Annotated in this window: 20 protein-coding genes; 8 read left to right on the forward strand and 12 right to left on the reverse strand. The window is 62.3% G+C overall.

The annotated features are described in order from the left end of the window. The first annotated feature begins 123 nt into the window (after positions 1-123). From AB4097_RS05585 to AB4097_RS05605, 5 genes are read left to right on the forward strand one after another with little or no spacing between them, the layout of a single operon-like run. Entirely contained in the window at positions 124-939 is an 816-nt protein-coding gene (locus tag AB4097_RS05585; protein ID WP_442037619.1) for a cytochrome c oxidase subunit II, read from the forward strand. A 36-nt stretch (positions 940-975) separates the two neighbouring features. Beyond that, positions 976-2,757 carry a cytochrome c oxidase subunit I gene (gene ctaD, locus AB4097_RS05590; protein WP_442037620.1) on the forward strand — a complete coding sequence of 594 codons (1,782 nt, stop codon included), beginning with the start codon at positions 976-978 and terminating at the stop codon, positions 2,755-2,757. Beyond that, positions 2,750-3,448 (forward strand): cytochrome c oxidase subunit 3, encoded by a 699-nt coding sequence (locus AB4097_RS05595; RefSeq protein WP_442037621.1) that lies wholly within the window; start codon positions 2,750-2,752, stop codon positions 3,446-3,448. The genes ctaD and AB4097_RS05595 overlap by 8 nt, the downstream gene beginning before the upstream one ends. Before the next feature lie 14 nt (positions 3,449-3,462). Continuing rightward, positions 3,463-4,185: a heme-copper oxidase subunit III family protein gene (locus tag AB4097_RS05600; protein WP_442037622.1), complete on the forward strand. Its 723-nt coding sequence runs from the start codon at positions 3,463-3,465 to the stop codon at positions 4,183-4,185. A 10-nt stretch (positions 4,186-4,195) separates the two neighbouring features. After that, complete coding sequence (locus tag AB4097_RS05605) at positions 4,196-4,531, forward strand: cytochrome C oxidase subunit IV family protein (protein ID WP_442037623.1); 336 nt, start codon at positions 4,196-4,198, stop codon at positions 4,529-4,531. A gap of 58 nt (positions 4,532-4,589) precedes the next feature. Here AB4097_RS05605 and AB4097_RS05610 read toward each other — a convergent pair whose 3' ends face one another. Beyond that, on the reverse strand, positions 4,590-5,414 hold the full coding sequence (locus tag AB4097_RS05610; protein WP_442037624.1) for a DUF2189 domain-containing protein: 825 nt from the start codon (positions 5,412-5,414) through the stop codon (positions 4,590-4,592). Between the two features lie 267 nt (positions 5,415-5,681). Between AB4097_RS05610 and tam the strand changes: the two genes are divergently transcribed. Next, complete coding sequence (gene tam, locus AB4097_RS05615) at positions 5,682-6,455, forward strand: trans-aconitate 2-methyltransferase (RefSeq protein ID WP_442037625.1); 774 nt, start codon at positions 5,682-5,684, stop codon at positions 6,453-6,455. Positions 6,456-6,728: 273 nt separating this feature from the next. Here the strand turns inward: tam and AB4097_RS05620 are convergent, their stop codons facing one another. From AB4097_RS05620 to AB4097_RS05650, 7 genes are all read right to left on the reverse strand, one after another. Then, positions 6,729-8,096 (reverse strand): FGGY-family carbohydrate kinase, encoded by a 1,368-nt coding sequence (locus AB4097_RS05620; RefSeq protein ID WP_442037626.1) that lies wholly within the window; start codon positions 8,094-8,096, stop codon positions 6,729-6,731. A gap of 4 nt (positions 8,097-8,100) precedes the next feature. Then, positions 8,101-8,421 (reverse strand): L-rhamnose mutarotase, encoded by a 321-nt coding sequence (gene rhaM, locus AB4097_RS05625; RefSeq protein ID WP_442037698.1) that lies wholly within the window; start codon positions 8,419-8,421, stop codon positions 8,101-8,103. After that, positions 8,421-9,467, reverse strand: a complete 1,047-nt coding sequence (locus AB4097_RS05630) for an ABC transporter permease (protein WP_442037627.1) — start codon at positions 9,465-9,467, stop codon at positions 8,421-8,423. The genes rhaM and AB4097_RS05630 overlap by 1 nt, the downstream gene beginning before the upstream one ends. Further along, complete coding sequence (locus AB4097_RS05635; RefSeq protein WP_442037628.1) at positions 9,464-10,483, reverse strand: ABC transporter permease; 1,020 nt, start codon at positions 10,481-10,483, stop codon at positions 9,464-9,466. The genes AB4097_RS05630 and AB4097_RS05635 overlap by 4 nt, the downstream gene beginning before the upstream one ends. A 23-nt stretch (positions 10,484-10,506) precedes the next feature. Further along, positions 10,507-12,024 carry a sugar ABC transporter ATP-binding protein gene (locus AB4097_RS05640; RefSeq protein ID WP_442037629.1) on the reverse strand — a complete coding sequence of 506 codons (1,518 nt, stop codon included), beginning with the start codon at positions 12,022-12,024 and terminating at the stop codon, positions 10,507-10,509. A 76-nt stretch (positions 12,025-12,100) separates the two neighbouring features. Further along, positions 12,101-13,096, reverse strand: coding sequence for a rhamnose ABC transporter substrate-binding protein (gene rhaS, locus AB4097_RS05645; protein ID WP_442037630.1), 996 nt, complete (start codon positions 13,094-13,096; stop codon positions 12,101-12,103). Between the two features lie 36 nt (positions 13,097-13,132). Then, positions 13,133-13,945 (reverse strand): DeoR/GlpR family DNA-binding transcription regulator, encoded by an 813-nt coding sequence (locus AB4097_RS05650; protein WP_442037631.1) that lies wholly within the window; start codon positions 13,943-13,945, stop codon positions 13,133-13,135. 244 nt (positions 13,946-14,189) lie between these two features. Here AB4097_RS05650 and AB4097_RS05655 point away from each other — a divergent pair, with 244 nt between their 5' ends. Both AB4097_RS05655 and rhaI read left to right on the forward strand, forming a co-directional pair. Further along, on the forward strand, positions 14,190-16,295 hold the full coding sequence (locus tag AB4097_RS05655) for a bifunctional rhamnulose-1-phosphate aldolase/short-chain dehydrogenase (protein ID WP_442037632.1): 2,106 nt from the start codon (positions 14,190-14,192) through the stop codon (positions 16,293-16,295). Positions 16,296-16,370: 75 nt separating this feature from the next. Next, complete coding sequence (gene rhaI / locus AB4097_RS05660) at positions 16,371-17,666, forward strand: L-rhamnose catabolism isomerase (RefSeq protein ID WP_442037633.1); 1,296 nt, start codon at positions 16,371-16,373, stop codon at positions 17,664-17,666. A 4-nt stretch (positions 17,667-17,670) separates the two neighbouring features. Here the strand turns inward: rhaI and AB4097_RS05665 are convergent, their stop codons facing one another. From AB4097_RS05665 to coxB, 4 genes are read right to left on the reverse strand one after another with little or no spacing between them, the layout of a single operon-like run. After that, entirely contained in the window at positions 17,671-18,198 is a 528-nt protein-coding gene (locus AB4097_RS05665; RefSeq protein WP_442037634.1) for a DUF421 domain-containing protein, read from the reverse strand. 25 nt (positions 18,199-18,223) lie between these two features. Beyond that, the gene (locus tag AB4097_RS05670; protein ID WP_442037635.1) at positions 18,224-18,580 is read right to left on the reverse strand and encodes a hypothetical protein; all 357 of its coding nucleotides are present in this window, start codon (positions 18,578-18,580) and stop codon (positions 18,224-18,226) included. 1 nt (position 18,581) lies between these two features. Then, the gene (locus AB4097_RS05675) at positions 18,582-21,149 is read right to left on the reverse strand and encodes a cbb3-type cytochrome c oxidase subunit I (protein ID WP_442037636.1); all 2,568 of its coding nucleotides are present in this window, start codon (positions 21,147-21,149) and stop codon (positions 18,582-18,584) included. After that, a complete protein-coding gene (coxB, locus tag AB4097_RS05680) occupies positions 21,146-22,192 on the reverse strand; it encodes a cytochrome c oxidase subunit II (protein WP_442037637.1) in 1,047 nt (348 codons plus the stop codon). Before coxB ends, AB4097_RS05675 begins: the two co-directional genes overlap by 4 nt. Positions 22,193-22,276: the final 84 nt, after the last annotated feature.

Here is a 22,276-nt window from a genome sequence, read left to right on the forward strand (position 1 = left end):
CTGCAAAGCGTTCTGGTTGAAATGTCTCCAAGTTTTTATCAACCGAAAACGATGTAATGGCGTAAAAGAGTTATCGCCTTCTGCTTCAAATCCGAGGCCTCTCACGGCAAGGATGGGTCAGGAATGGCTGTAGCGTTCATCTTGGTTCTGGTCGCCCTCGGCTCGGTTCTCTTCCACCTCGTCAGTCCATGGTGGTGGACCCCGATCGCTTCGAACTGGCGCTATATCGACGACACGATCATCATCACCTTCTGGATCACCGGAGCGGTCTTCGTCGCGGTCGTCCTCTTCATGGCCTATTGCGTCTACCGTTTTCGCCATCAGGACGGCCGGCAGGCGCATTACGAGCCGGAGAACAAGAGGCTCGAATGGTGGCTGACCCTTGTCACGGCTGTCGGAGTCGCCGCCATGCTGACGCCGGGCCTCTTCGTCTGGCGGCAGTTCATCACCGTTCCGGAGGATGCGACCGACATCGAGGTCGTGGGTCAGCAATGGCAATGGAGTTTCCGGCTGCCGGGACCGGACGGGAAGCTCGCCACGTCCGACGCCCGGCTGATCAGCCCCGACAATCCGCTCGGGATCAACAAGGACGATCCGAAATCCAAGGACGACGTCATCGTCGAGGGCGGCGAACTGCACCTGCCGGTCGGCAAGCCTGTCAAGGCGCTTCTGCGCTCCGTCGACGTCATCCATGATTTCTATGTGCCGGAGCTGCGCGCCAAGATGGATCTCGTGCCCGGCCAAGTCTCCTACATCTGGTTCACGCCGACACGGACCGGAAGCTTCGACGTTCTCTGCGCGGAGCTCTGCGGCGTCGGCCATCCGCAGATGCGCGGAACGCTCGTGATCCAGGAGCAGAGCGATTATCAGGCATGGCTGCAGCAGCAGGCGGCACGAAGCTTCGCGCGCCTCTCGCCTGAAAGCGGCGTGTCTGATTGACGAAAAGACGAGGAAACAGCCGGGGAGAGAATCCTGATGGTTGATGTCCCACTGGGTCCGGCCGGAGCGGTCGCGCCGTCCGATGTCGAGGATGTCGAGCTCTACCATCCACACAGCTGGGTGACGAAATACGTCTTCAGCCAGGATGCGAAAGTCATCGCGATCCAATACGCGTTCGTCGCCCTCTCGGTCGGGCTGATCGCCCTCGTGCTGTCGTGGCTGATGCGGCTCCAGCTCGGCTTTCCGGGCGTTTTCGCCTTCATCGATGCCAATGCCTATTACCAGTTCATCACCATGCACGGCATGATGATGGTGGTCTATGTCCTGACCGCGCTGTTTCTCGGCGGCTTCGGCAACTACCTCATTCCCCTGATGGTCGGCGCCCGCGACATGGTGTTTCCCTATGTCAATATGCTGAGCTTCTGGGTCTATTTCCTCGCGGTGCTGGTTCTCGTCGCGAGCTTCTTCGCACCGGGCGGCCCAACGGGCGCCGGCTGGACCCTCTATCCGCCGCAGGCCATTCTCTCAGGCACGCCCGGCGGACAGGAGTGGGGCATCATCCTGATGCTCTCCTCCCTGATCATCTTCATCATCGGCTTCACCATGGGCGGCCTGAACTATGTGGTGACGGTGCTGCAGGCGCGGGCGCGCGGCATGACGCTGATGCGCATGCCGCTCACCGTCTGGGGGATCTTCACCGCGAGCTTCATGGCGTTGCTCGCCTTCCCGGCCCTGTTCGTCGGCGCCGTGATGATGCTCTTCGACCGAGTCTTCGGAACGAGCTTCTTCGTTCCCGCCATTGTCGAGATGGGCCAGCCGCTGGAGCGCAGCGGCGGATCCCCCCTGCTCTTCCAGCACCTGTTCTGGTTCTTCGGGCACCCGGAGGTCTACATCGTCGCCCTGCCTGCCTTCGGCATCGTGTCGGACCTGATCAGCACCCATGCGCGGCGCAACATCTTCGGCTACCGCATGATGGTCTGGGCCCTGCTCGCCATCGGGGCCTTGAGCTTCGTGGTCTGGGCCCACCACATGTATGTGAGCGGCATGAACCCGTATTTCGGATTCTTCTTTGCCACCACGACGCTGATCATCGCCGTGCCGACCGCGATCAAGGTCTACAACTGGGTCCTGACGCTCTGGCGCGGGAACATCCATCTGACCCTGCCCATGCTGTTCGCCCTCGCGTTCATTGTCACCTTTCTGAACGGAGGCCTCACGGGCCTGTTCCTCGGCAACGTGGTGGTGGATGTTCCCCTGTCCGATACGATGTTCGTCGTGGCCCATTTCCACATGGTCATGGGCGTCGCTCCGATCCTCGTGATCTTCGGAGCGATCTATCACTGGTACCCGAAGGTGACCGGCCGCATGCTGAACGAAACGCTCGGCAGGATCCATTTCTGGGTCACGTTCCTTGGTGCCTATGCGATCTTCTTCCCCATGCATTACTTAGGACTTATGGGCATCCCGCGCCGGTACCACGACATCGGCGACATGTCCTTCGTCCCGCCATCGGCGCACACGCTCAACGCCTTCATCACCATCGTGGCCCTCATCGTCGGCGCAACGCAACTCGTCTTCGTCTTCAATCTGTTCTGGAGCCTGCGCCACGGCAGGCCGTCCGGCGGTAATCCGTGGCGGGCGACCACGCTCGAATGGCAGACGCCGGAGACGCCGCCGCCGCACGGCAATTGGGGCAAGAACCTGCCCGTGGTCTATCGCTGGGCCTACGATTACAGCGTGCCGGGAGCCGACCAGGATTTCCTGCCGCAGAATCAGCCTGGGATCACCCGCATCGTGCCAGGATCGTCCCATGGGTAGCATCCTCCTGTTCCTGGGCGTGCTCGCCGTCATCGGCGCCTGGTGGCTCTCGCGGCAAGGGCTGGCATCGAAGCCCTGGCTGGAACAGGGAACAGCGGGCGCGTGGCCGGAAGCAACGCCCGTGCCTCCCTACCGGGTCGGTCTCCTCATCCTTCTCGCCGTGATCGGTTCCCTGTTCGCGTTGTTCATCAGCGCCTATGCGATGCGCATGCAATTGCCCGACTGGCGCGCATTGCCGGTGCCTCGCATTCTCTGGCTCAACACGACCATTCTTGCCCTGAGCAGCCTCGCCCTGCACGGAGCGAGACGCGCAGCCGAACGCGGCGAGATGCCCGAGCTGAGAGCGAGCCTTCTCGCAGGCGGCATCTCGGCTCTTGCGTTCCTGTCGGGCCAGCTCCTGGCTTGGCGACAGTTGAGCAACGAGGGCTATTTCCTGGCCGCCAACCCGGCCAATGCCTTCTTCTACATCCTGACCGGCCTGCACGGCCTCCACCTGCTCGGCGGTTTGGTCGCACTGGGCAGGACGACCGAGAACGCATGGCGTGAAAGTGCGACGGATCGGCTGCGGCTGTCCGTGGATCTCTGCGCCACGTACTGGCACTTCCTTCTCCTTGTTTGGCTCGTCTTCCTGAGCGTGCTGACAGGTTGGGCGGGAAATTTCGTGGACATCTGCCGGCAATTGCTGACGTGAGAGGAGTTCTGCTCATGGCGGAACAGGCTGCGACGGACTTGCGAACCACCTACACCGAACCTTCGGGCCTGCGCAGCATCGCGAGCGACTTCTCCTCGGACCGGCAGGCCTTCAGGAATGTGTCCTGGGGCAAGGCCATGATGTGGATCTTCCTCCTCAGCGACACCTTTATCTTCAGCTGCTTCCTGATCTCCTACATGACGGCGCGCATGTCCACGACCGTGCCATGGCCGAATACGAGCGAGGTCTTCGCCCTGACCATCGGAGGCAGGTCTCTTCCCCTGATCCTAATCGCCATCATGACGTTTGTCCTGATCAGCAGCAGCGGCACGATGGCGATGGCGGTGAATTTCGGCTACCGCCGAGACAGGAAGAAGACGGCGATCCTGATGCTGGTGACGGCGCTCCTCGGCGCCACCTTCGTGGGCATGCAGGCTTTCGAGTGGACCAAACTGATTCACGAAGGAGTCCGCCCCTGGTCCAATCCATGGGGAGCGGCTCAGTTCGGCTCGTCATTCTTCATGATCACCGGCTTTCACGGCACCCACGTCAGCTTCGGCGTGATCTTCCTTCTCGTCATCGCCCGCAAGGTCTGGCGCGGCGACTTCGATCATGAGCGGCGGGGCTTCTTCACGAGCCGGAAGGGGCGCTACGAATCCGTCGAGATCATGGGCCTCTACTGGCACTTCGTCGATCTGGTCTGGGTCTTCATCTTTGCCTTCTTCTATCTTTGGTAAGGGACGCGCCATGGCACAGGCAACGGCACATGCCCAAGGGCAACAGCATCCGATCAAGCTTTACCTGGTCGTCTGGGCATGGCTGTTCGTCTTGAGCGCATGCTCGTACTTCGTCGATTACTTCCAGGTCCAGGGACTTCTCCGATATGCCCTGATCGTCCTTTTCATGCTGCTGAAGGCGGGCCTCATTGTGGCGATCTTCATGCATATGGCCTGGGAGCGCTTGTCGCTGGTCTATGCCATTCTGGTGCCGATCAGCGCAGTTCTCGTGTTCGTCGCGATCATGTCACTCGAAGCCGATTACACGCTGCTGTCCCGGATGGTCTTCTTCGGACCCGGTCCGTGAACAGCAGGAAGGCGGCCCGTTCACCGAGCCGCCTCCAACAATCCCATGGACATGCGATTTATCTGATCGGATGCGCGTCGTCGGGATGCGGTGGCTCCACGACCCGACGATAGAGATGCCAGGTCGCGTGTCCGAGAACCGGCATCACGATGGCAAGACCAACGAAGAGCGGAATGGAGCCGATGAGGAGAGCCGCGGCGACGATGAGGCCCCACAGGGCCATGGTGAGCGGATTCATGGCCACTGCCTTGACCGAGGTGTAGACGGCAACGGCCGCGCCCACATCCCGGTCGAGGAGAAGCGGGAATGAAATCACGCTGATGCTCAGAACCGCCACGGCAAAGACGAAGCCGAGGATGTTGCCCCAGACGATCAACTGCATGCCCTCCGAGGTCGTAAGGACCTGGTTGATCAGCCCCGCATAGGTATCGGGCACCGCATAGCCGAAGAGCGACTGGTAGAGAAGGCGAGCCGTCGTCAACCATGTCAGGAAGATCACCAGAAGCAGAACGCCGAGAGCAAGGATCGATGGAATCGAGGGCGATTTCAGGACGTTGAACGCATCCTGCCAGGAAGTCGACAGGCCAAGTTCCCGCCTTCGGCTGATTTCATAAAGACCGATGCCGGCGATCGGACCGATCAGCGCGAAGCCAGAGGCCAATGGATAGAGAAGCGGTAGCGCATCGTTGCTGAAGGTGAGAGCGGCGAGGCAGACGCCCACGACCGGATAGATCAGCCCCAGAAAAACCAGATGCGACGGCATGGCCCAGAAATCGTCGAACCCCTTCGCCAGGGCTTCTTTCAAATCGGCAGGCGTAATCTTTCTGACAACCGGATGTGCCGGAGCATCACTTGCGCCGGCGACAATATGAAAATTGGCCATAATCACTCCTCCAGGGATGAACCTTGGCAGTCGAGATCACGGCCTTGCGTGTATCGTCCGGGGTCACGCATAACCGCAACCTATTGTCAAAGTATACGCCGAAACATTATGGCTGTCGCGTCGGTTTTAGCCGACGAGGCGTTGCGGACCACACGATGGGTTGAGACCGGCCGCGCAAATCGTACCGCCCCGCTCGCGGCCTACGTGAATCCCGCCAGGATGGTCAACTGCGCCGGTACGACGAAGCGACGACGAGGAGGCTTTCCATTGGCTGACTGGGATGCACGGCAATATCTGAAATTCGAGGATGAGCGCACACGGCCCTCGCTCGACCTGCTTGGGCGGGTACCCTTGGAAGCTCCAACGAACTGTCTCGATCTCGGATGCGGGCCAGGAAACAGCACGGAACTGATCGCCCGACGCTATCCCGCTGCACGGATCATCGGGCTCGACAATTCGCCCGACATGCTGGCCAAGGCGAGAACGCGGTTGCCGAACCTGGATTTCGAGGAGGCGGACATCGCCACATGGGAGACGGAAGAGCGTTTCGATCTGATCTTCGCCAATGCCGTCCTGCAATGGCTGCCCGGCCACCCTACCCTTCTCGAACGCCTCGTCTCCTTCCTGAAGGATGGCGGATGCCTCGCTGTTCAGATGCCGAACAATCTGAACGAGCCGTCCCATCGCCTCATGGCCCAGGTTGCCGAAGAGGGACCATGGGCGCAAAAGCTGTTCTCCGCTGCCCAAGCAAGGGAGGCGATCGGATCATTCGAGGATTATTACGCCTGGCTTCGGCGGACGGGATGCTCGGTCGACATCTGGCAGACGACCTATGTTCATCCTCTCGATGGCGCCGCCGCCATCGTCGAGTGGTTCAAGAGCACCGGCCTGAAACCCTATATCGATCCGCTGCTGCCGGAGGAGCGCTCCGACTTTCTGCGCCTTTACGAGGCAGCAATCTCGGAAGCTTATCCGGGTCAAGGAGATGGAAAGGTCCTGCTGCGCTTTCCGCGTCTCTTCTTCGTTGCGCAGCACCGATAAGATGAGAGCGTCGGGCTTGAACGTGGAGTGCACGTTCAAGCCTGTCCGTGTCGACGGAGAGTGATAGGTTCTTTCGTTCCAATTTCATCGGCAACCTGTTCTGCTCTTCAAACGCTACAACTGAATTATGACACAGCTAAGCGTCGCAGTGCGGCTGCAATATGGCAGGTGAAAAGCAATAGGGGATCACTGATGCATGCAATAGCGTACTACTACTTGTCGGAATATTTAACGATATAGCGATTTATGCTCTGATAGTCATAAGCGCTCCGATCATCTTATCTTCAAATGAGCATTCCACTCCGCGCGATAGCGCTGAAACTCTTCCGACAGTTGACGGGCGGACGTTCTCTGCCCGTCGTGATTTACGTCTAGGTCAGACGAGATCAGCGCGAGGAGCGCGGCACCGACGCTCGTTCCGGTTGAGCTGGAAACGGCTAGAACCTGACGGCCGGTCGCGCTTCCCAGAGCCTCTGCATAGAGGACATTGCGTGCAAAGGGCCCCTCCACGATGATCGGGCCTGCAGCGCGGGTGAGATCGAGACAGGCTTGCGTCATCAAAGCCGTGTAGAGCGAAGCCACAACATAAGTTTCATCTTCATTCAAATCATCGGGCGCATTGACAAGACGATGTTTGTGATCGGGAAATGGCCCGCATCCAGGCACGACGCTTGGTGTGAGGAGAATACACTGTTCCACGACACGGCGGATCGCCTCCGGCGTCGCCTTGCCCCGCCCCTTCGTCAGCAGTTCGAACTCCCGCCCACCCATGAACCGCGCGGACGGAACGGCACGGCCGAGTGCGTCCACGTTGGCAAGGGTGTCCCGCTTGGGATCCAGGTGATCGAGGTCGCCGCCGACCGCGAAGATCACGACCCAAGTTCCCGTCGAGACGACGGCGAACGGCGCGTCATGCTGGCCCAGATGAGGCAGAAGCGAAGCGTTCGAATCGTGAATGCCGCAATAGACGGGCACGGGCCGCGCAAGCCCGATCCTCGCACCAATTTCCTCCGTCACATGCCCCAGGACATTCGAAGGTTTTATGACGGGAGCGATCCTGTCGGCGATGTCGAGCCTCTCGACGAGCGAGGAGAAACGTCCCTCCTTCGGCCTCCAGAGATCGGTGTGACAGCCGAGCGATGTGACTTCCGTGGCAGCAATACCCGTCAGTCGCCAGCCCCAATACTGGGGATAGGTGACGATGGCCTGCACCCTGCTGAAGGCTTCCGGAAATACTGATTTCTGATAGTGCAGCTGCGCCCCGAGATTGAGCCCGCCGGGCAGACGCGGCGAGAAGGTCTCCAAGAAATCCGGCCTGATCTCGTCATAAGCCGCATCGACCTCTGCCGGGTAGCGGAACTCGTAATCGAGAACCGGAAGTGCAAGGCCATCGTCTCCGAGAAGCGCCCCGCTTGCACCATGGGCTGTGATCGATATGGCATCGAACCCGAATTCCGCGTGAAGTTCCTTCAGGGAGAGCAGGAAGAACTCGAAGATCCCATCGACGTCGAAATGCGGATAGGGGCCATCGGTCAGCACCCGGTTTGGACGTGTGCGGGCGGCGATTTCACGCCTTGCCTCGGCGTCGACGATGACGGCTTTCACATTGGTCTTGCCGACATCGAGCACTGCGACTTTCATGCGTTCATGCCATATGGAAGACGGTGGCGAGCGGTGTGCTGACCGGTGAGTTGTCGGGGTTCGTCGCCATGATGTCGGCCATGTGGGCCCACCAGCGCTTCATCACCGGATGGTTCGGCAGATCGGCCATGCGGTGATCCGCGCGCCGCCATAGAACGCCGAAGAGAATGCCGGTCTCCCGGTCGAGATGGATCGAGTAATCCTCGACGCCAGCCTCTTTCAGAAGCTCCACCAGCTCCGGCCAGATCTCGTCGTGCCGGCGGCGATACTCGTCCTCCATGCCGGGGTTGAGCTGCATCTTGAAAGCGTATTTTTCTGTTCCGATCATGCGGCGGCCCTTGCGCGGATGCGGCGGATGACGATCGGCAGCGCGATCACGAGGATCAGCAGCAGGCCGATGAAGATCGACATGACGATGCCCGGGACATTGAGGAGGCCGAGGCCGAAGGTGACGAGCCCCATGACGATGGCGGCCAGCACCACGCCCGGGATGGTGCCCGAGCCCCCGAGGATGCTCACGCCGCCGAGCACCGCCATGGTGACCACCTCGAGCTCCCATCCCGCCGCGATGGTGTGACGGGTCGAGCCCAGGCGCGAGGTGAGGCAGACGGCCGCGAAGCCGCTCATCAGGCCGGTCATGAGGAAAAGCATGAACTTGGTGCGTTGAACCGGAATGCCGGAGAACTGCGCGGCGAAGGCGTTGTTGCCGATGGCGTAGATCCGTCGCCCGAAAGCCGTCCAGTGAAGCAGGATTCCGAAGATGAGAGCGAACACCACGAAGGCGACCATCTCAAAAGTGACGACCTCGAAACCGGGAAGCGTCGGCCACCAGGAGAAGTCGGACATGTAGCCCTGGCCGAACCAGGCGAAGCTCGCAGGATATCCGCCATAGGCCTGATCGCCGAGCACGATCTGGGCGATGCCGCGAAACAGGCTCATGGTGCCGATGGTCACGACGATGGACGGAAGCCCGATGCGCGCCACCAGGAAGCCGTTGAAGGCACCGCAGAGCAGCCCGACACCGAGCCCGATCCCGACGAGGGACGGAGTCTGGAAGCCGGCCTGCACGGCCGCCCCCATGGCGGTCGACGCCAGGGCGATGATGGCCGCGACGGAAAGATCGATCTCGCCCGAGATGATCAGCAGCGTCATCGCAAAGGCGATCATCGCCTTTTCCGTGAAGTTGTAGGTGGCGTCCGAAAGGTTCCATGGATCGAGGAAGTGCGGAGACGCGAACGAATTCGCGATGAAGATCGCAATGGCGACGGCGACAAGCAGGGCCTCCCAGCTGCCGAGGATGCGCCCGGCCGGCGTCGAGAGCTTGTCGGGGATGTGTCGTGGCGGCTTCCTCTCGAATGTCAGCGTGCTCATGCGGCGGCTCCTTCGGCCGGCACTTCAGCCAGCGGCGGTCTGCTGTTCGCGGCATCGCGGAGGATAAGGCGGCCCTTCCGCTTCTCCTGCCGCGCATTGAAGAGAACCGCCACGATGATCACGAAGCCGGATATCGCCATCTGCCAGAACGGCGAGATGTTGATGACCGGCAAGGCGTTCTTGATCACGCCGAGAAACAGGGCTCCGAGGATCGCGCCGCCGACGGACCCGATCCCGCCGAGTGTCGATATCCCGCCGATGACGCAGGCTGCGACCGTGTCGAGTTCGAAACCCGCCGCGATATCCACATAGGCGACCGCGTAACGGGACACCCAGAGATAGCCGCAGAGCCCCGCAAGGGCCCCCGACAGCACGAAGGCGAAAAAGCGTGTGCGTCCGACATCGATCCCCGCGTAAAGCGCCGCCGTCGGGTTGCCGCCAGCGGCATAGAGGGAACGTCCGAACACCGTGCGCGTGAAGACAAGGGTGATGATCGCAATGACCAGAATAGCCGTCCAGCCGAGCAAAGGCAGTCCGAGCACGACGACACGCGGCGTGTTGAGGAAGGACGCCGTCATCTGGGTCTGGTTGACCCAGGCTCCGCCCGAGAGCACGAAGGCCATGCCGCGATAGATCGTGAGCGTTCCGAGCGTCGCCACGATGGACGGAATGCCGATCTTCCAGACCATGAAGCCGTTGACGGCACCGAGGAGCGCTCCAATGCTCATGGCCATCACGATGAGAAGAGGAAGCGGGATCTGAGGATAAGCCGCGTTCATCATGGCGATGGCCATGCCGGTGAAGGACAGGTTCGCGGTGACCGACAGGTCGATGGACTTGGTGAGGATCACGGCCATCTGGCCGAGCGCCAGGATCATCAGGATCGACGTATCGTTGAAGATGTTGGCGAGGCTCTCCGGCGAGGCGAAGCCCGGCGCGCGCGACGAGAAGATCGCGATCAGCACGACGATGATCGCCACCAGCAGGAGCTCACGGTATTTCAGGATTCGGCTCATCGTAGATTCCCTGTCGTGCTCGGTCATGCATTGCCGGTCGCGGCCCGCACGAGCATTTCGGCATCGAGACCGTCGCGCTCCCACATCCCGGCCATCCGCCCCTCGCGCATCACCATCACGCGGTCGGACATACCTAAGATCTCGGGCAGTTCGGACGAGACCATGATCACGCTCAGCCCTTCGCCGGCGAGTTCGCTCATGAAGGCGTGCACCGCCGCCTTGGAGCCGATGTCGATGCCCTTCGTCGGCTCGTCCAGGATGATGATCTTAGGCCTCGTGGCAAGCCACTTCCCGATCACCACCTTCTGCTGATTGCCGCCCGACAGGGTGCCGACCGGCACCGAGAGCGCCGCCGCGCGAAGGTCCAGCCGCTCCGCGTATTTCCGCGCCAGGGCGAATTCCTCCGCCTGTCGCAGGAACCCGGCTCGGGTGGTCCGGCTCAACGTCGCCATAGAGATGTTCTGGAAGATCGGCATCTGTAGAACGGCGCCGTGACGGCCGCGCTCCTCCGGCACATAGACGATGCCCGCCGCGATGGCGTCGGCCGGAGAACGGATGTCGATCCGGCGGCCTTCCAGTTCTATGGTTCCCGCGCTGGGACGGGTGATGCCGAACAGGGCCTGACAGAATTCCGAGCGCCCTGCGCCGACCAGCCCGTAGAGGCCCAGGATCTCGCCGCGCCGCAGCTCGAAGGAGATGCCGTCGAACTCCGTCGGATGCGAGTATCCAGAAACTTTCAGAATGGTATTGCCGATACCCACATCCACTTTCGGAAACACGTGATCGACCGACCGTCCAACCATCATGCGGACGATCTCGTCCTGCCCGGTCTGCGCCAGCAGGCCTGAGCCGATCGAGCGACCGTCGCGGAACACCACGAAGCGCTCGGCGATCTGGTAGACCTCCTCGAACTTGTGGCTGATGAAGAGAATCGCCTTACCCTGCTTCTTCAGCCGCTCGATGATCCGGAAGAGATCCTCCACCTCCTTGTAGGAGAGCGCGGCGGTCGGCTCGTCCATGATGACCACGCGGGCCTCGACGGAGAGCGCGCGCGCGATGGCAACCAGATGCCGGTGCGCGATCGAAAGGTCCTTCAGCCGCGTGTAAGAGCTGATCGGCGCATCGATGGAGGTGAGAAGAGCCGCGGCGCGCGCGTTCATGGCGCTCCAATTGACGAGCCCGAGCCGGTTTCTCGGCGCGTGCCCGAGAAAGATGTTCTCCGCGACCGAGAGCTCATCGAACAGCACGGTTTCCTGATGGATCGCCGTGATGCCGCTCCGGATCGCCGCTTCGGCATTGGCGAAATGCACGGAAGCGCCATCGACGACGATCTCACCGCCGTCGGGCTGATAGATGCCGGTGAGAATCTTGACGAGCGTCGACTTGCCCGCGCCGTTCTCGCCGATCAACGCCGTCACGGTGCCGGGATAGAGCGCGACGTCCACACGGTCGAGCGCTTTGACTCCGGGGAACGACTTGGAAATGCCGCGCATCTCCAGGAGCGGAGTCGGAGCGTCAAGTATGGCTTGAACCACGGACATGGAAACCCTGCCAAGTGCCGATGAGAGCAAGGAGGGCGCGGCTGTCCGCGCCCTCCCGCCAAGTGGCTTGCCGATCTCAGAAGATCTTGGCGAACTCGTCGACGTTGTTCTTGTCGTAGACGAAGGGATCGGCCATGGCGGCCTCGCCGTTGTCGCCGATCTTGATCTTGCCCATGCGGCCGGCATTGATTTCGGCACCGGGCTTGCCGTCGGTCTCACCCTTCACGAGGCGATAGGCGATCTGCGTGGCGGAATAGCCGAGATCGATCGGGTTCCAGATGGCGAATTCCTTCGTCGCGCCGGAATGCACCGCGCCCGCCATCTCGGAGGGAAGCCCGAGGCCTGTCACGTAGACCTGCCCGATCTTGCCGGCATCCTTCACCACCTGCGAGGCGGCGAGCACGCCGACCGTCGTCGGAGCAACGATCACCTTCACGTTCGGATGGGACTTCAGCAGGCCCTGAGCCTCACGATAGCTCTTGTCGGCCAGATCGTCACCATAGACGGTCGTGACGAGGTTCAGCCCAGGATATTTCGGAAGCTGCTTCTTCATCTCGGCGATCCAGGTGTTCTGGTTGGTCGAGGTGGAGGTCGCGGACAGGATCGCGAAATCGCCTTTGCCGTCAGGCAGGTGGTCCGCCGCGAGCTTGAGGCACATGTTGCCGATCAGCTCGTTCGACGACGGGTTGAGGTGCACGATGCGCCCGTCCTTGCCGACGGCCGAATCCCAGGAGATCACCTTGATTCCGCGCTGCGCGGCCCGCTTCAGTGCGGGAACGACGGCGTCGGGATCGTTCGCCGAGATGGCGATCGCATCCACGCGCTGGGCGATGAGCGCATTGATGACCTCGATCTGCCCTTCGGCGGTCGTGCTCGTCGGACCGGTATAGATGACCTCGACGCCGCCGAGTTCCTTCGCGGCTTCCTGGGCGCCCTTGTTGGCCGCCTCGAAGAAGCCGTTGCCGAGCGACTTCGCCACGAGACCGATCTTCATATTCTGTGCGCTCGCCGATCCGGCAAAGAGCGCCAGACCCAACGCCGTGCCGAGGGCAAGCTTTGCAATTGCTTTCATGTTCTTCCTCCCTTTTCAAATACCCCTCGCCGGCTCTCAGGCCGCCGATGAGGCTTCCTCAGTCCGATCCGCCGCCGTCGTTCCGGCGACGATCAGCTTGATTCCGGCATTCTCGATCATGGTCCTGGCTGAATCCGGGATGGCGTCGTCGGTAATCAGCGTCGAGACACGATCGAGCGCGCAGAGAATGAGGCTGGAGCGGCGCTGAAACTTGGTGGAATCCACCATGAGAACCAGCTCGTCGGCCTGGTTGATCAGCTTCTGCTCGGCCTGGATGATCAGCGCATCCTGCTCCATGACACCGAGCGCGCCGACACCCTGGGCACCCATGAACATCCGGCGCGCATAGAAATTGCGCGTCACGTCGTTCTCGAAGGGCGAGAGAATGATGCTCTGGTCACGGTAGATCGAGCCGCCCGGCAGCATCACTTGGTTCTTCGAATGCTTCACGAGATGCTCGGCGATGGCGAACGAGTTCGTGAACACCTGCAGCCGTCGGGTCGTCAGGTAATGCACCATCTGAAACGTCGTGGTACCGCCATTGATGATGATGGCGTCCCCTTCCGTGCACAAAGCCACGGCCTCGCGGGCGATGGCACGCTTCTTCGCGAGGTTCTCGCCTTCCGACACCCGGAACGGCTTGGCCGCGAGGCTGCCGATCTGAGCCGGATGAAGAGCCTCCGCCCCACCGCGGACGCGGCGCAGGCGTCCCTGAACGTGCAGGGCCGCGATGTCGCGGCGGATCGTGGCTTCCGAGGCGGATGTCAGCTCCACGAGATCCTGGACTGTCGCGACCGGCTTCTCCTGGACGGCGCTCAGGATGATCCGGTGCCTTTCACGTTCGTGCATGGTTCCTCAACAAGGCTGATCGACAATGATCGGAAGGATCGAATCCCTTTCAGGCTCACGCAAGTTGCGACCCTAGACTGCGCAGGCAACCGATCACAGTCAATCAAGTTCGCCATACCACCTTCGTATAATGATCATTATTGATCGAATTTGATCGAAAATGGTTGACAATATCGAGGCCCCCGGCCAACTTTCCGCTCAATTTCGGGGCGTTCCGCGTCCCATAAGCGGATAGGAGGATATTGTGGACACCGCGACCCAAGCCGTCAGACTCCTCGACAATCAATGGGACGACGCCAAGGCCGCCACCTTGGACGAGCCGGGCCTCCTGCTCTACCGGTCCAACCTCCTCGGCGCCGACAAGCGGATCACCAATTACGGCGGCGGTAATACTTCGGCCAAGGTGTTGGAAACCGATCCCCTCACCGGCGAGAAGGTCGAGGTGCTCTGGGTCAAGGGTTCGGGCGGTGATGTCGGCACGATCAAGCTCGACGGCTTCGCCACCCTCTACATGGACAAGCTCCGGTCGCTGAAGAACCTCTACCAGGGCGTCGAGGGCGAAGACCGCATGGTCGGCTTCCTGCCCCATGCCACCTTCAACCTCAACACGCGCGCCGCCTCCATCGACACGCCGCTGCACGGCTTCCTGCCCTACAAGCATGTGGATCACATGCATCCGGATGCGATCATCGCCATCGCGGCATCCAGGAACTCCCGTGAACTGACCCGGGAGATCTTCGGCGACGAGATCGGATGGCTGCCGTGGCGTCGCCCGGGCTTCCAGCTGGGCCTCGATCTTGAAGCTTTCGCCAAGGCCAACCCCAATGCGAAGGGCGTGGTGCTCGAAAGCCATGGCCTCTTCACCTGGGCCGACGACGCCAAGGAATGCTACGCGCTCACCCTGCGGATCATCAATCAGGCCATTCAATGGTTCGCCGAGCGGACGGCCGGCAAATCCGCCTTCGGCGGCCTCGTGACCTCCAGCCTCTCGCGGGACGAGCGCCGTAAGGTTGCAGCGCGCCTGATGCCGGAGATCCGGGGCAAGATCGGCCAGGCGGAGCGCAAGCTCGGCCATTTCGACGACCAGGACGCCGTGCTCGAATTCGTCAATTCGGCGGATCTGAAGCCCCTCGCCCAGCTTGGCACCAGCTGCCCGGATCACTTCCTGCGCACGAAGATCCGTCCGCTCGTCCTCGACTTCGAGCCGAAGACACCGGACGTCGATGCGGTGCTCGCCGGTCTCGATGCGGCACTGGAGGCCTATCGCGCCGATTACACGCGCTACTACGAGCAGTCGAAGCATCCGAACAGCCCGAAGATGCGCGATCCCAATCCGGTGATCTTCCTGATCCCGGGCGTCGGCATGCTGTCCTTCGCCCGCGACAAGGCGACGGCGCGCATCGCGAGCGAGTTCTACGTCAACGCGATCAACGTGATGCGCGGCGCCTCCTCGGTGTCCGAATATCAGGGCCTCCCTGAGCAGGAGGCCTTCGACATCGAATACTGGCTGCTCGAGGAAGCCAAGCTCCAGCGCATGCCGAAGCCGAAGAGCCTCGCCGGCCGCGTGGCCTTCATCACCGGTGGCGCCGGCGGGATCGGCCGTGCCACGGCCGAGCGTCTGGTGGGCGAAGGCGCCTGCGTGGTGCTGGCGGATATCGATCAGGAATCGCTGACAACGACGGTGCAGGATTTCTCCAAGCGCTTCGGACAGGATTCGGTGCGCGGCGTGACACTCAACGTCACGAGCGAGCCGGACGTCCTGTCCTCCTTCATCGAAGCCAGCGTCGAGTTCGGCGGCATCGACATCCTCGTGTCCAATGCGGGCATCGCGTCCTCGGCTCCCGTGGAGGATACCGATCTTGCCATGTGGAACCGCAACATCGAGATTCTCGCGACCGGTTACTTCCTCGTCTCGCGTGAAGCCTTCCGCCTGTTCCGGCGCCAGAAGCTCGGCGGCAACGTGGTCTTCGTCTCATCGAAGAACGGTCTTGCCTCCTCGCTCAATGCCTCCGCCTATTGCACCGCCAAGGCGGCGGAGATCCACCTCGCCCGCTGCCTGGCGCTGGAAGGCGCGGAAGCCGGCATCCGCGTCAACACGGTGAACCCGGACGCGGTGCTGCGCGGCTCCAAAATCTGGACGGGCGAATGGCGCGAGCAGCGCGCCGCCTCCTCCAAGCTCGCCGTCGACGAGCTGGAGGAACATTACCGCAAGCGCTCGCTGCTGAAGCTGAACGTCTTCCCGGAGGACATCGCGGAGGCGATCTACTTCCTCGCCTCCGATCTATCCGCGAAATCGACCGGCAACATCATCAATGTGGATGCGGGCAACGCGACGTCGTTCACGCGATAAGCCAAGAGCATTTTTCGGTGAAGTGAATCCGGTTCACCGTCCAAAAATGCGACAAAGCAAAGAAGGGAGGACGCCATGACCGAACAGAGGATTGCGGGAGAGATCGTCTCCGCCGACAACGAGAAGCGCATGAGCGCCTTGAAGGCGGATTACGATGCTCTGGGTGCCAAGCTGGCGCGCGACGGCGTCGACATCGATACCGTCACCGGCAAGGTGCGACAGTTCTTCGTGGCGGTCCCATCCTGGGGCGTCGGCACGGGTGGCACCCGGTTCGCGCGCTTTCCCGGCCTCGGCGAACCGCGCAACATCTTCGACAAGCTCGACGATTGCGCGGTGATCCACCAGCTCACCCGCGCGACGCCGACCGTCTCGCTGCACATTCCGTGGGACAAGGTCGACGATCCGAAGCGGCTCAAGGCGCACGGCGACGCATTGGGCCTCGGGTTCGATGCCATGAACTCCAACACCTTCTCCGACGCGCCGGGCCAGGAGAAGAGCTACAAGTTCGGCTCCTTGAGCCATACGGATGCGGCGACGCGTCAGCAGGCCGTCGAGCACAACATCGAGTGCATCGAGATCGGGCAGGCCATCGGTTCCAAGGCGCTCACGGTGTGGATCGGCGACGGTTCCAACTTCCCGGGGCAGGCGAACTTCACCCGGAGCTTCGAGCGCTATCTCGATGCCATGAAGGCGATCTACAAGCGCCTTCCGGACGACTGGCGCATCTTCTCCGAGCACAAGATGTACGAGCCAGCCTTCTATTCGACCGTGGTGCAGGATTGGGGCACCAACTACCTGATCGCCCAGGAGCTCGGCGACAAGGCCTATTGCCTCGTCGATCTCGGCCACCATGCGCCGAACGTGAACATCGAGATGATCGTTGCCCGCCTGATCCAGTTCAAAAAGCTCGGCGGATTCCATTTCAACGATTCGAAATACGGCGATGACGACCTCGATGCGGGCGCCATCGATCCCCACCGGCTTTTCCTCGTCTTCAACGAGCTGGTGGATGCGGAGCACCGCCGGGCCGAGAACTTCCACCCGGCCCATATGATCGACCAGTCGCACAACGTGACCGATCCCATCGAGAGCCTGATCCGCAGCGCCAACGAGATCCGCCGCGCCTATGCCCAGGCGCTCCTCGTGAACCGGAAAGCCCTCGAAGGCTATCAGGACGACAACGATGCCCTCATGGCGTCCGAGACCCTGAAGGCCGCCTACCGCACCGATATCGAGCCGATCCTGGCGATGGCGCGGCTGCAGGCCGGAGGCGCCGTCGACCCAATCGCGGCCTACCGGGCCAGCGGCTACCGCCGAATGGTCGCCGAGGAGCGCCCCGCCGTCGCGGGCGGCAGCGGGGGCATTGTCTGAGGGCTTAGGCTACTCCCTTCACGGATTCGTTTTTTCCTCCGGGTTCTTCCTTGTCCTTCCGGATGATGCTGATCGTCCCGTCGCCCTCGATATAGGCCCGCTTCACTTCGGAACAGTGCTCGATGCCCTGCTCCCGAAGTTGGCTGTTGAGTTCCTCGGTCGTGATCATCTCCTGGCGCATGTTTCGCGGCAGCATCTTGCCGTTCTCGATCAGCAGGAGCGGCGGCGGCCGGGTGAGGCGCTGGAAGGCGGGGAAGTGGAAGCCGAGCCAGTCGATGGCGTAGTTCCAGAACACGATGGTGAGAACGAGGACGATCCCCTCGGTGACCGACTTGTACTCGCTCGCCATCGCGTTCTGCGATGCATCGGCGATGAGGACGATCACGAGCAGGTCGGCGACGCCGATCACGCCGGTCTGACGTTTGAGCAGGAAGCGTAGAATCAGAAACAGCATGACGTAGACCATCGTCCCGCGCACAATGGTCTCCAGGACCGAGTGAGAGGGTATGAATATCTCCTGCCAGTTGATCATGGTCGAACCTCGTCTATCGAGCGCATCACGCGCAAGCCGGAAGGATGAAGGCAGGGATGCCCTGCCAGAGAATGACGACGAGCGAGAGACCGCTGATCAGCGCCCCCGCCTGGCTCATGAAGCGATCGGATGCCGCGGCCGCTTCCCCGAGCCTGCCATGGACGCAACGCGACCAGAGCAGAGACCAGCCCGCAACGCCGAGGGCTGCGAGCGTCGTGAGCAGGACGATGGCGTGAACGCTTCCGACCCCGAGGATCGTCGCATCCGCCCATTCGCGGCCGCATAACGTGGATGTCACGGCATAGATGATCGTGAACTGGACCGCCCATGCGATGAGGCCCGCCAGCATCAGGAGGACCTGTCCCGTCCGCCGCCCATTCATGCTAGACGCCCCCCGTCAGGCGCGGGAAGCCGTGGACCACCACGAGTCCGACGAGGCCCTGACCGACCGTGTAGAACCAGAATAGCATCGTGTTGTCGAAGGTCGTACGGCGGACGCTGTCGAGCCTGCCCGCGAGCCAGCGGGCAATGGTGTAGAGGCCCATGATCAGCGTCGTCAGCACGAAGAAGATCTGCAGGGACATAATGGCATAGACGGCCGCTCCATAGGCATGGACAGAGGGTCTCAGGCCCGATTGCCAATGCGCCCAGAGATCCGTCGCCGAGGCGCCGACGACGAGCAGCAGCGCCACGGCGATCAGGATAGGCACCGATCGGGGACTGCGGCGATCGGCGCCTCTTAAACGGCGGCTCGCGTAGGCAATCAGCGCAGCGCTGACGATGAGGAGAGCCGCTGCGACGATGGGCGCAGGACGTTCGGGCAATTCAACGCCCTGCGGCGGCCAGGCGGCGGGATTCACGAGCCACAGGAAGAGATAGGAGAAGATCAGGCAGGTGAAGACCATGCCGGCCACGACCATCAGGACGATCATCGCCCACCAGGAATGGTTCATGGATCCGGTCACGTAGACGGGAACTACGATCCCGCCGCCGATAGCGGCAGGCGGGCGGACCGGGCCCGGATCGGTCTCCCAGAGCCACCAGACCACGCAGAGGACCGCGAGCACGCCGCAGGTCGCCGATAGGAGCACCATCTTGACGGTGAGAAGCAGGAAGAACGCGGCCGTGAACACGGCGGCGAGCAGCGGCTGCCAGCCAGGGCCAGGAACCTGCAGGATATATTGCGGCCTCGCGTCGAAGGGGCTCGTCACCAGCGTCTCGCGCCCGCCGGTCACGGTTCCGGGCAGGTAGTAGCGTCCGTCCTCCACATCCTTCGACAGGTTGGGCTGATCCCAGAGCGGGTCACGGCTCACCACGACCGGAATGCTGCGGGTGTTGTAATTGGCGTTCGGGAGCCATTCGAGCGTGCTCGCATTCCAGACGTTGCCGGCATTGTCGTCCGACGCGAAACGGAATTTTCGAGCAAGATCGAACAGGAAGGCCGCGACGCCGGCGGCGATCATGAAGGCCCCGATGGTGGACACCAGATTGAACGCGTCCCATCCCATGCCGACCGGATAGGTGTAAACGCGCCGGGGCATGCCGATGAGGCCGGTGATGTGCATCGGCAGGAAGGTCACGTTGACGCCGACGAACATGAGGCCGAACACCCAGCGCCCAATCCGTTCGGAGAGCGCATATTTGCTCGCCACCGGCACCCAGTAATAGAAGGCCGCGAAGAGCGGGAACACCATGCCGCCGATGAGCACGTAATGCAGGTGCGCCACGATGAAGTAGCTGTCGTGCGCCTGCCAGTCGAAGGGCGCCATGGCGACCATCACGCCGGTGAGGCCGCCGAGGGTGAAGATAAACAGGAAGCCGATGATGAAGAGCGACGGCGTCGTCAGCTTCATGCGTCCCGACGCGATGGTGGCGATCCAGGCGAAGACCTGGATTCCGCTCGGCACCGCCACCGCGGTGCTGGCGGCGGAGAAGAAGCTTAAGGATATCTTCGGCAGGCCCGTGGCGAACATGTGATGCACCCACAGGCCGAAGGAGAGGAAGCCCGTGGCCACCAGGGCGAGCACGATCAGCCGGTAGCCGATGAGGGGCGTCTGCGCCATGGCGGGCACGATCATCGACACCATGCCGGTCGCGGGCAGGAAGATGATGTAGACCTCCGGGTGGCCGAAGAACCAGAACAGGTGCTGCCACAGGAGCGGATCCCCGCCCCTCTCGGCGATGAAGAACGGCCAGTCGAAGGCGCGCTCCATCTCGAGCAGCAGGGTGCCGAGAATGATCGCCGGGAAGCCGATGACGATCATGACGGCGAAGACGAGCATGGCCCACGAATAGACCGGCATCTTGTCGAGGCTCATGCCGACCGCTCGGGTCTTCATCACGCCGACGATGATCTCGATGGCGCCCGCGATGGCCGAGATCTCGATGAAGCCGATGCCGAGGAGCCACCAATCCGCATTGTCGGCGGGCGAGTACTTCAATCCCGTGAGCGGCGGATACATGAACCAACCGCCATTGGGCGCGAGGCCGAAGAAGATCGTGCAAAAGAACACGAGGCCCCCGACGAAATAGGCCCAGTAGGCATAGGCCGAGAGGCGCGGGAACGGCAGGTCGCGGGCGGCCTGCATGTTCGGCAGAAGATAGACGCTCGCCGCCTCCACGGCCGGAACGGCGAAGAGGAACATCATCACCGTGCCGTGCATGGTGAAGAGCTGATTGTAGAGATTGTGCCCGACGAGATCGCCCTCCGGCGCCGCCAACTGCACGCGCATGATCAGCGAGAGGATTCCCGCCAGGATGAAGAACAGGAACGCCGTGCCCACATACCACAGGCCCACATAGGTGTTGTTCACGGCCGTGATGAAGCTGAGGTCGCGCGGAGCCTCCCATGTCTTCTTGAGCGCCTCGAACTCGCCCGCCGGGCGCGGCAGCGGATTGGGAAGCTCCTGCTCCCGCTCGTCGAAGGCTTCGGAGCGCCCGGGCGCGTTCATTTCAGGCTCTCCAGATAAGCCGCCAGCGCCCGAAGGTCCTCACCCGTGAACGAGCCGTAGGATGGCATCCGCACGCCCGGCTTGATGTGCTGCGTGTTGGCGATCCAGCCGGCGAGCGTGCCGACATTGTTGGGGAACTGGCCTGCCCCGATGGTGCGTCGGCTTCCCACATGGGTCAGGTCGGGCCCGAAGGCGCTATCGGTGTCGGTTCCGCGCACCGCATGGCAGGACCCGCACCCGCCGGCGCGAAACAGCTCACGGCCGCGCGCGAGAAACGGAAGATCCGGTGACCGCGCGGGCTTCGCCTGCGCGGCTCTCCAGCCTTCGAAGGCTGCGGGCTCCAGCGCCACCACGTCGAAGGCCATGCGGGCATGCTGGTCGCCGCAGAACTCGGCGCAGACGCCGCGATAGATGCCGGGCCGCTCCGCCGTGAAGCTGAGGCGGTTGATGCGCCCCGGGATCATGTCGACCTTGCCGCCGAGATTCGGAATCCAGAAACTGTGGATCACGTCGGCGGCGGTCACCGTCACGGTCACGGGTTGGCCGACGGGTATGACAAGCTCATTGGCCGTGGAGAATTCAGGCTTCGCACCTTCGGCCGCGTATTTCACCCGCCACCAATATTGCTCGCCGACCACCTCCACTTGAAGCGCGCCGGGCATCGGCACGTCGGTGTCGCGCATGACGATCAGCCCGTAAGGCAGAAGACCCGACAGAACGACGATCGGAAAGGCGAGTCCGCCGACGACAATGGTCCTGCGTCCGCTGAGCCAGGCCCGGCGCTCGGGCGGGGCGAAAATCGCATAGAGCAGAAGCCCGGTGACGAGGAGGAAGATGAGCGCTCCGCCCACCGTCATGATCACGGTGAGCCAGTAGATCCGAAGCGCATCGCCGCCGGCCGGGTCGAGGGCCGATTGCACGCCGCTGCAGCCCGCAAGCGACACGGCGCACGCAAGCGCCGCCGCACGGGTCGTTGCCGTGCGCCGCCAGGGGAGCCCATGCCGAGTCGCTTCCAGATCCATCCGCCCTACATGGTCTTGCATGCATTGAACGGATAAGCTTGGCCGTGAGACTTGGTTCCCGCAAAACATCCCGCAGAAGGCGTTCGAGCGAAGCGACTCATCACA

Origin of the sequence: Microvirga sp. 2MCAF35 (assembly GCF_052115545.1) — a bacterium.
In the GTDB taxonomy this organism is placed as follows: Bacteria; Pseudomonadota; Alphaproteobacteria; order Rhizobiales; family Beijerinckiaceae; genus Microvirga.

What these genes read in the sequence shown, in the direction of transcription:
- AB4097_RS05585 (WP_442037619.1), top strand. Translation starts at nt 124, where the DNA reads ATGGCTGTAGCGTTCATCTTGGTTCTGGTCGCCCTCGGCTCGGTTCTC.
- ctaD (WP_442037620.1), top strand. Translation starts at nt 976, where the DNA reads ATGGTTGATGTCCCACTGGGTCCGGCCGGAGCGGTCGCGCCGTCCGAT.
- AB4097_RS05595 (WP_442037621.1), top strand. Translation starts at nt 2,750, where the DNA reads ATGGGTAGCATCCTCCTGTTCCTGGGCGTGCTCGCCGTCATCGGCGCC.
- AB4097_RS05600 (WP_442037622.1), top strand. Translation starts at nt 3,463, where the DNA reads ATGGCGGAACAGGCTGCGACGGACTTGCGAACCACCTACACCGAACCT.
- AB4097_RS05605 (WP_442037623.1), top strand. Translation starts at nt 4,196, where the DNA reads ATGGCACAGGCAACGGCACATGCCCAAGGGCAACAGCATCCGATCAAG.
- AB4097_RS05610 (WP_442037624.1), bottom strand. Translation starts at nt 5,414, where the DNA reads ATGGCCAATTTTCATATTGTCGCCGGCGCAAGTGATGCTCCGGCACAT.
- AB4097_RS05620 (WP_442037626.1), bottom strand. Translation starts at nt 8,096, where the DNA reads ATGAAAGTCGCAGTGCTCGATGTCGGCAAGACCAATGTGAAAGCCGTC.
- AB4097_RS05630 (WP_442037627.1), bottom strand. Translation starts at nt 9,467, where the DNA reads ATGAGCACGCTGACATTCGAGAGGAAGCCGCCACGACACATCCCCGAC.
- AB4097_RS05635 (WP_442037628.1), bottom strand. Translation starts at nt 10,483, where the DNA reads ATGAGCCGAATCCTGAAATACCGTGAGCTCCTGCTGGTGGCGATCATC.
- AB4097_RS05640 (WP_442037629.1), bottom strand. Translation starts at nt 12,024, where the DNA reads ATGTCCGTGGTTCAAGCCATACTTGACGCTCCGACTCCGCTCCTGGAG.
- rhaS (WP_442037630.1), bottom strand. Translation starts at nt 13,096, where the DNA reads ATGAAAGCAATTGCAAAGCTTGCCCTCGGCACGGCGTTGGGTCTGGCG.
- AB4097_RS05650 (WP_442037631.1), bottom strand. Translation starts at nt 13,945, where the DNA reads ATGCACGAACGTGAAAGGCACCGGATCATCCTGAGCGCCGTCCAGGAG.
- rhaI (WP_442037633.1), top strand. Translation starts at nt 16,371, where the DNA reads ATGACCGAACAGAGGATTGCGGGAGAGATCGTCTCCGCCGACAACGAG.
- AB4097_RS05665 (WP_442037634.1), bottom strand. Translation starts at nt 18,198, where the DNA reads ATGATCAACTGGCAGGAGATATTCATACCCTCTCACTCGGTCCTGGAG.
- AB4097_RS05670 (WP_442037635.1), bottom strand. Translation starts at nt 18,580, where the DNA reads ATGAATGGGCGGCGGACGGGACAGGTCCTCCTGATGCTGGCGGGCCTC.
- AB4097_RS05675 (WP_442037636.1), bottom strand. Translation starts at nt 21,149, where the DNA reads ATGAACGCGCCCGGGCGCTCCGAAGCCTTCGACGAGCGGGAGCAGGAG.
- coxB (WP_442037637.1), bottom strand. Translation starts at nt 22,192, where the DNA reads ATGCAAGACCATGTAGGGCGGATGGATCTGGAAGCGACTCGGCATGGG.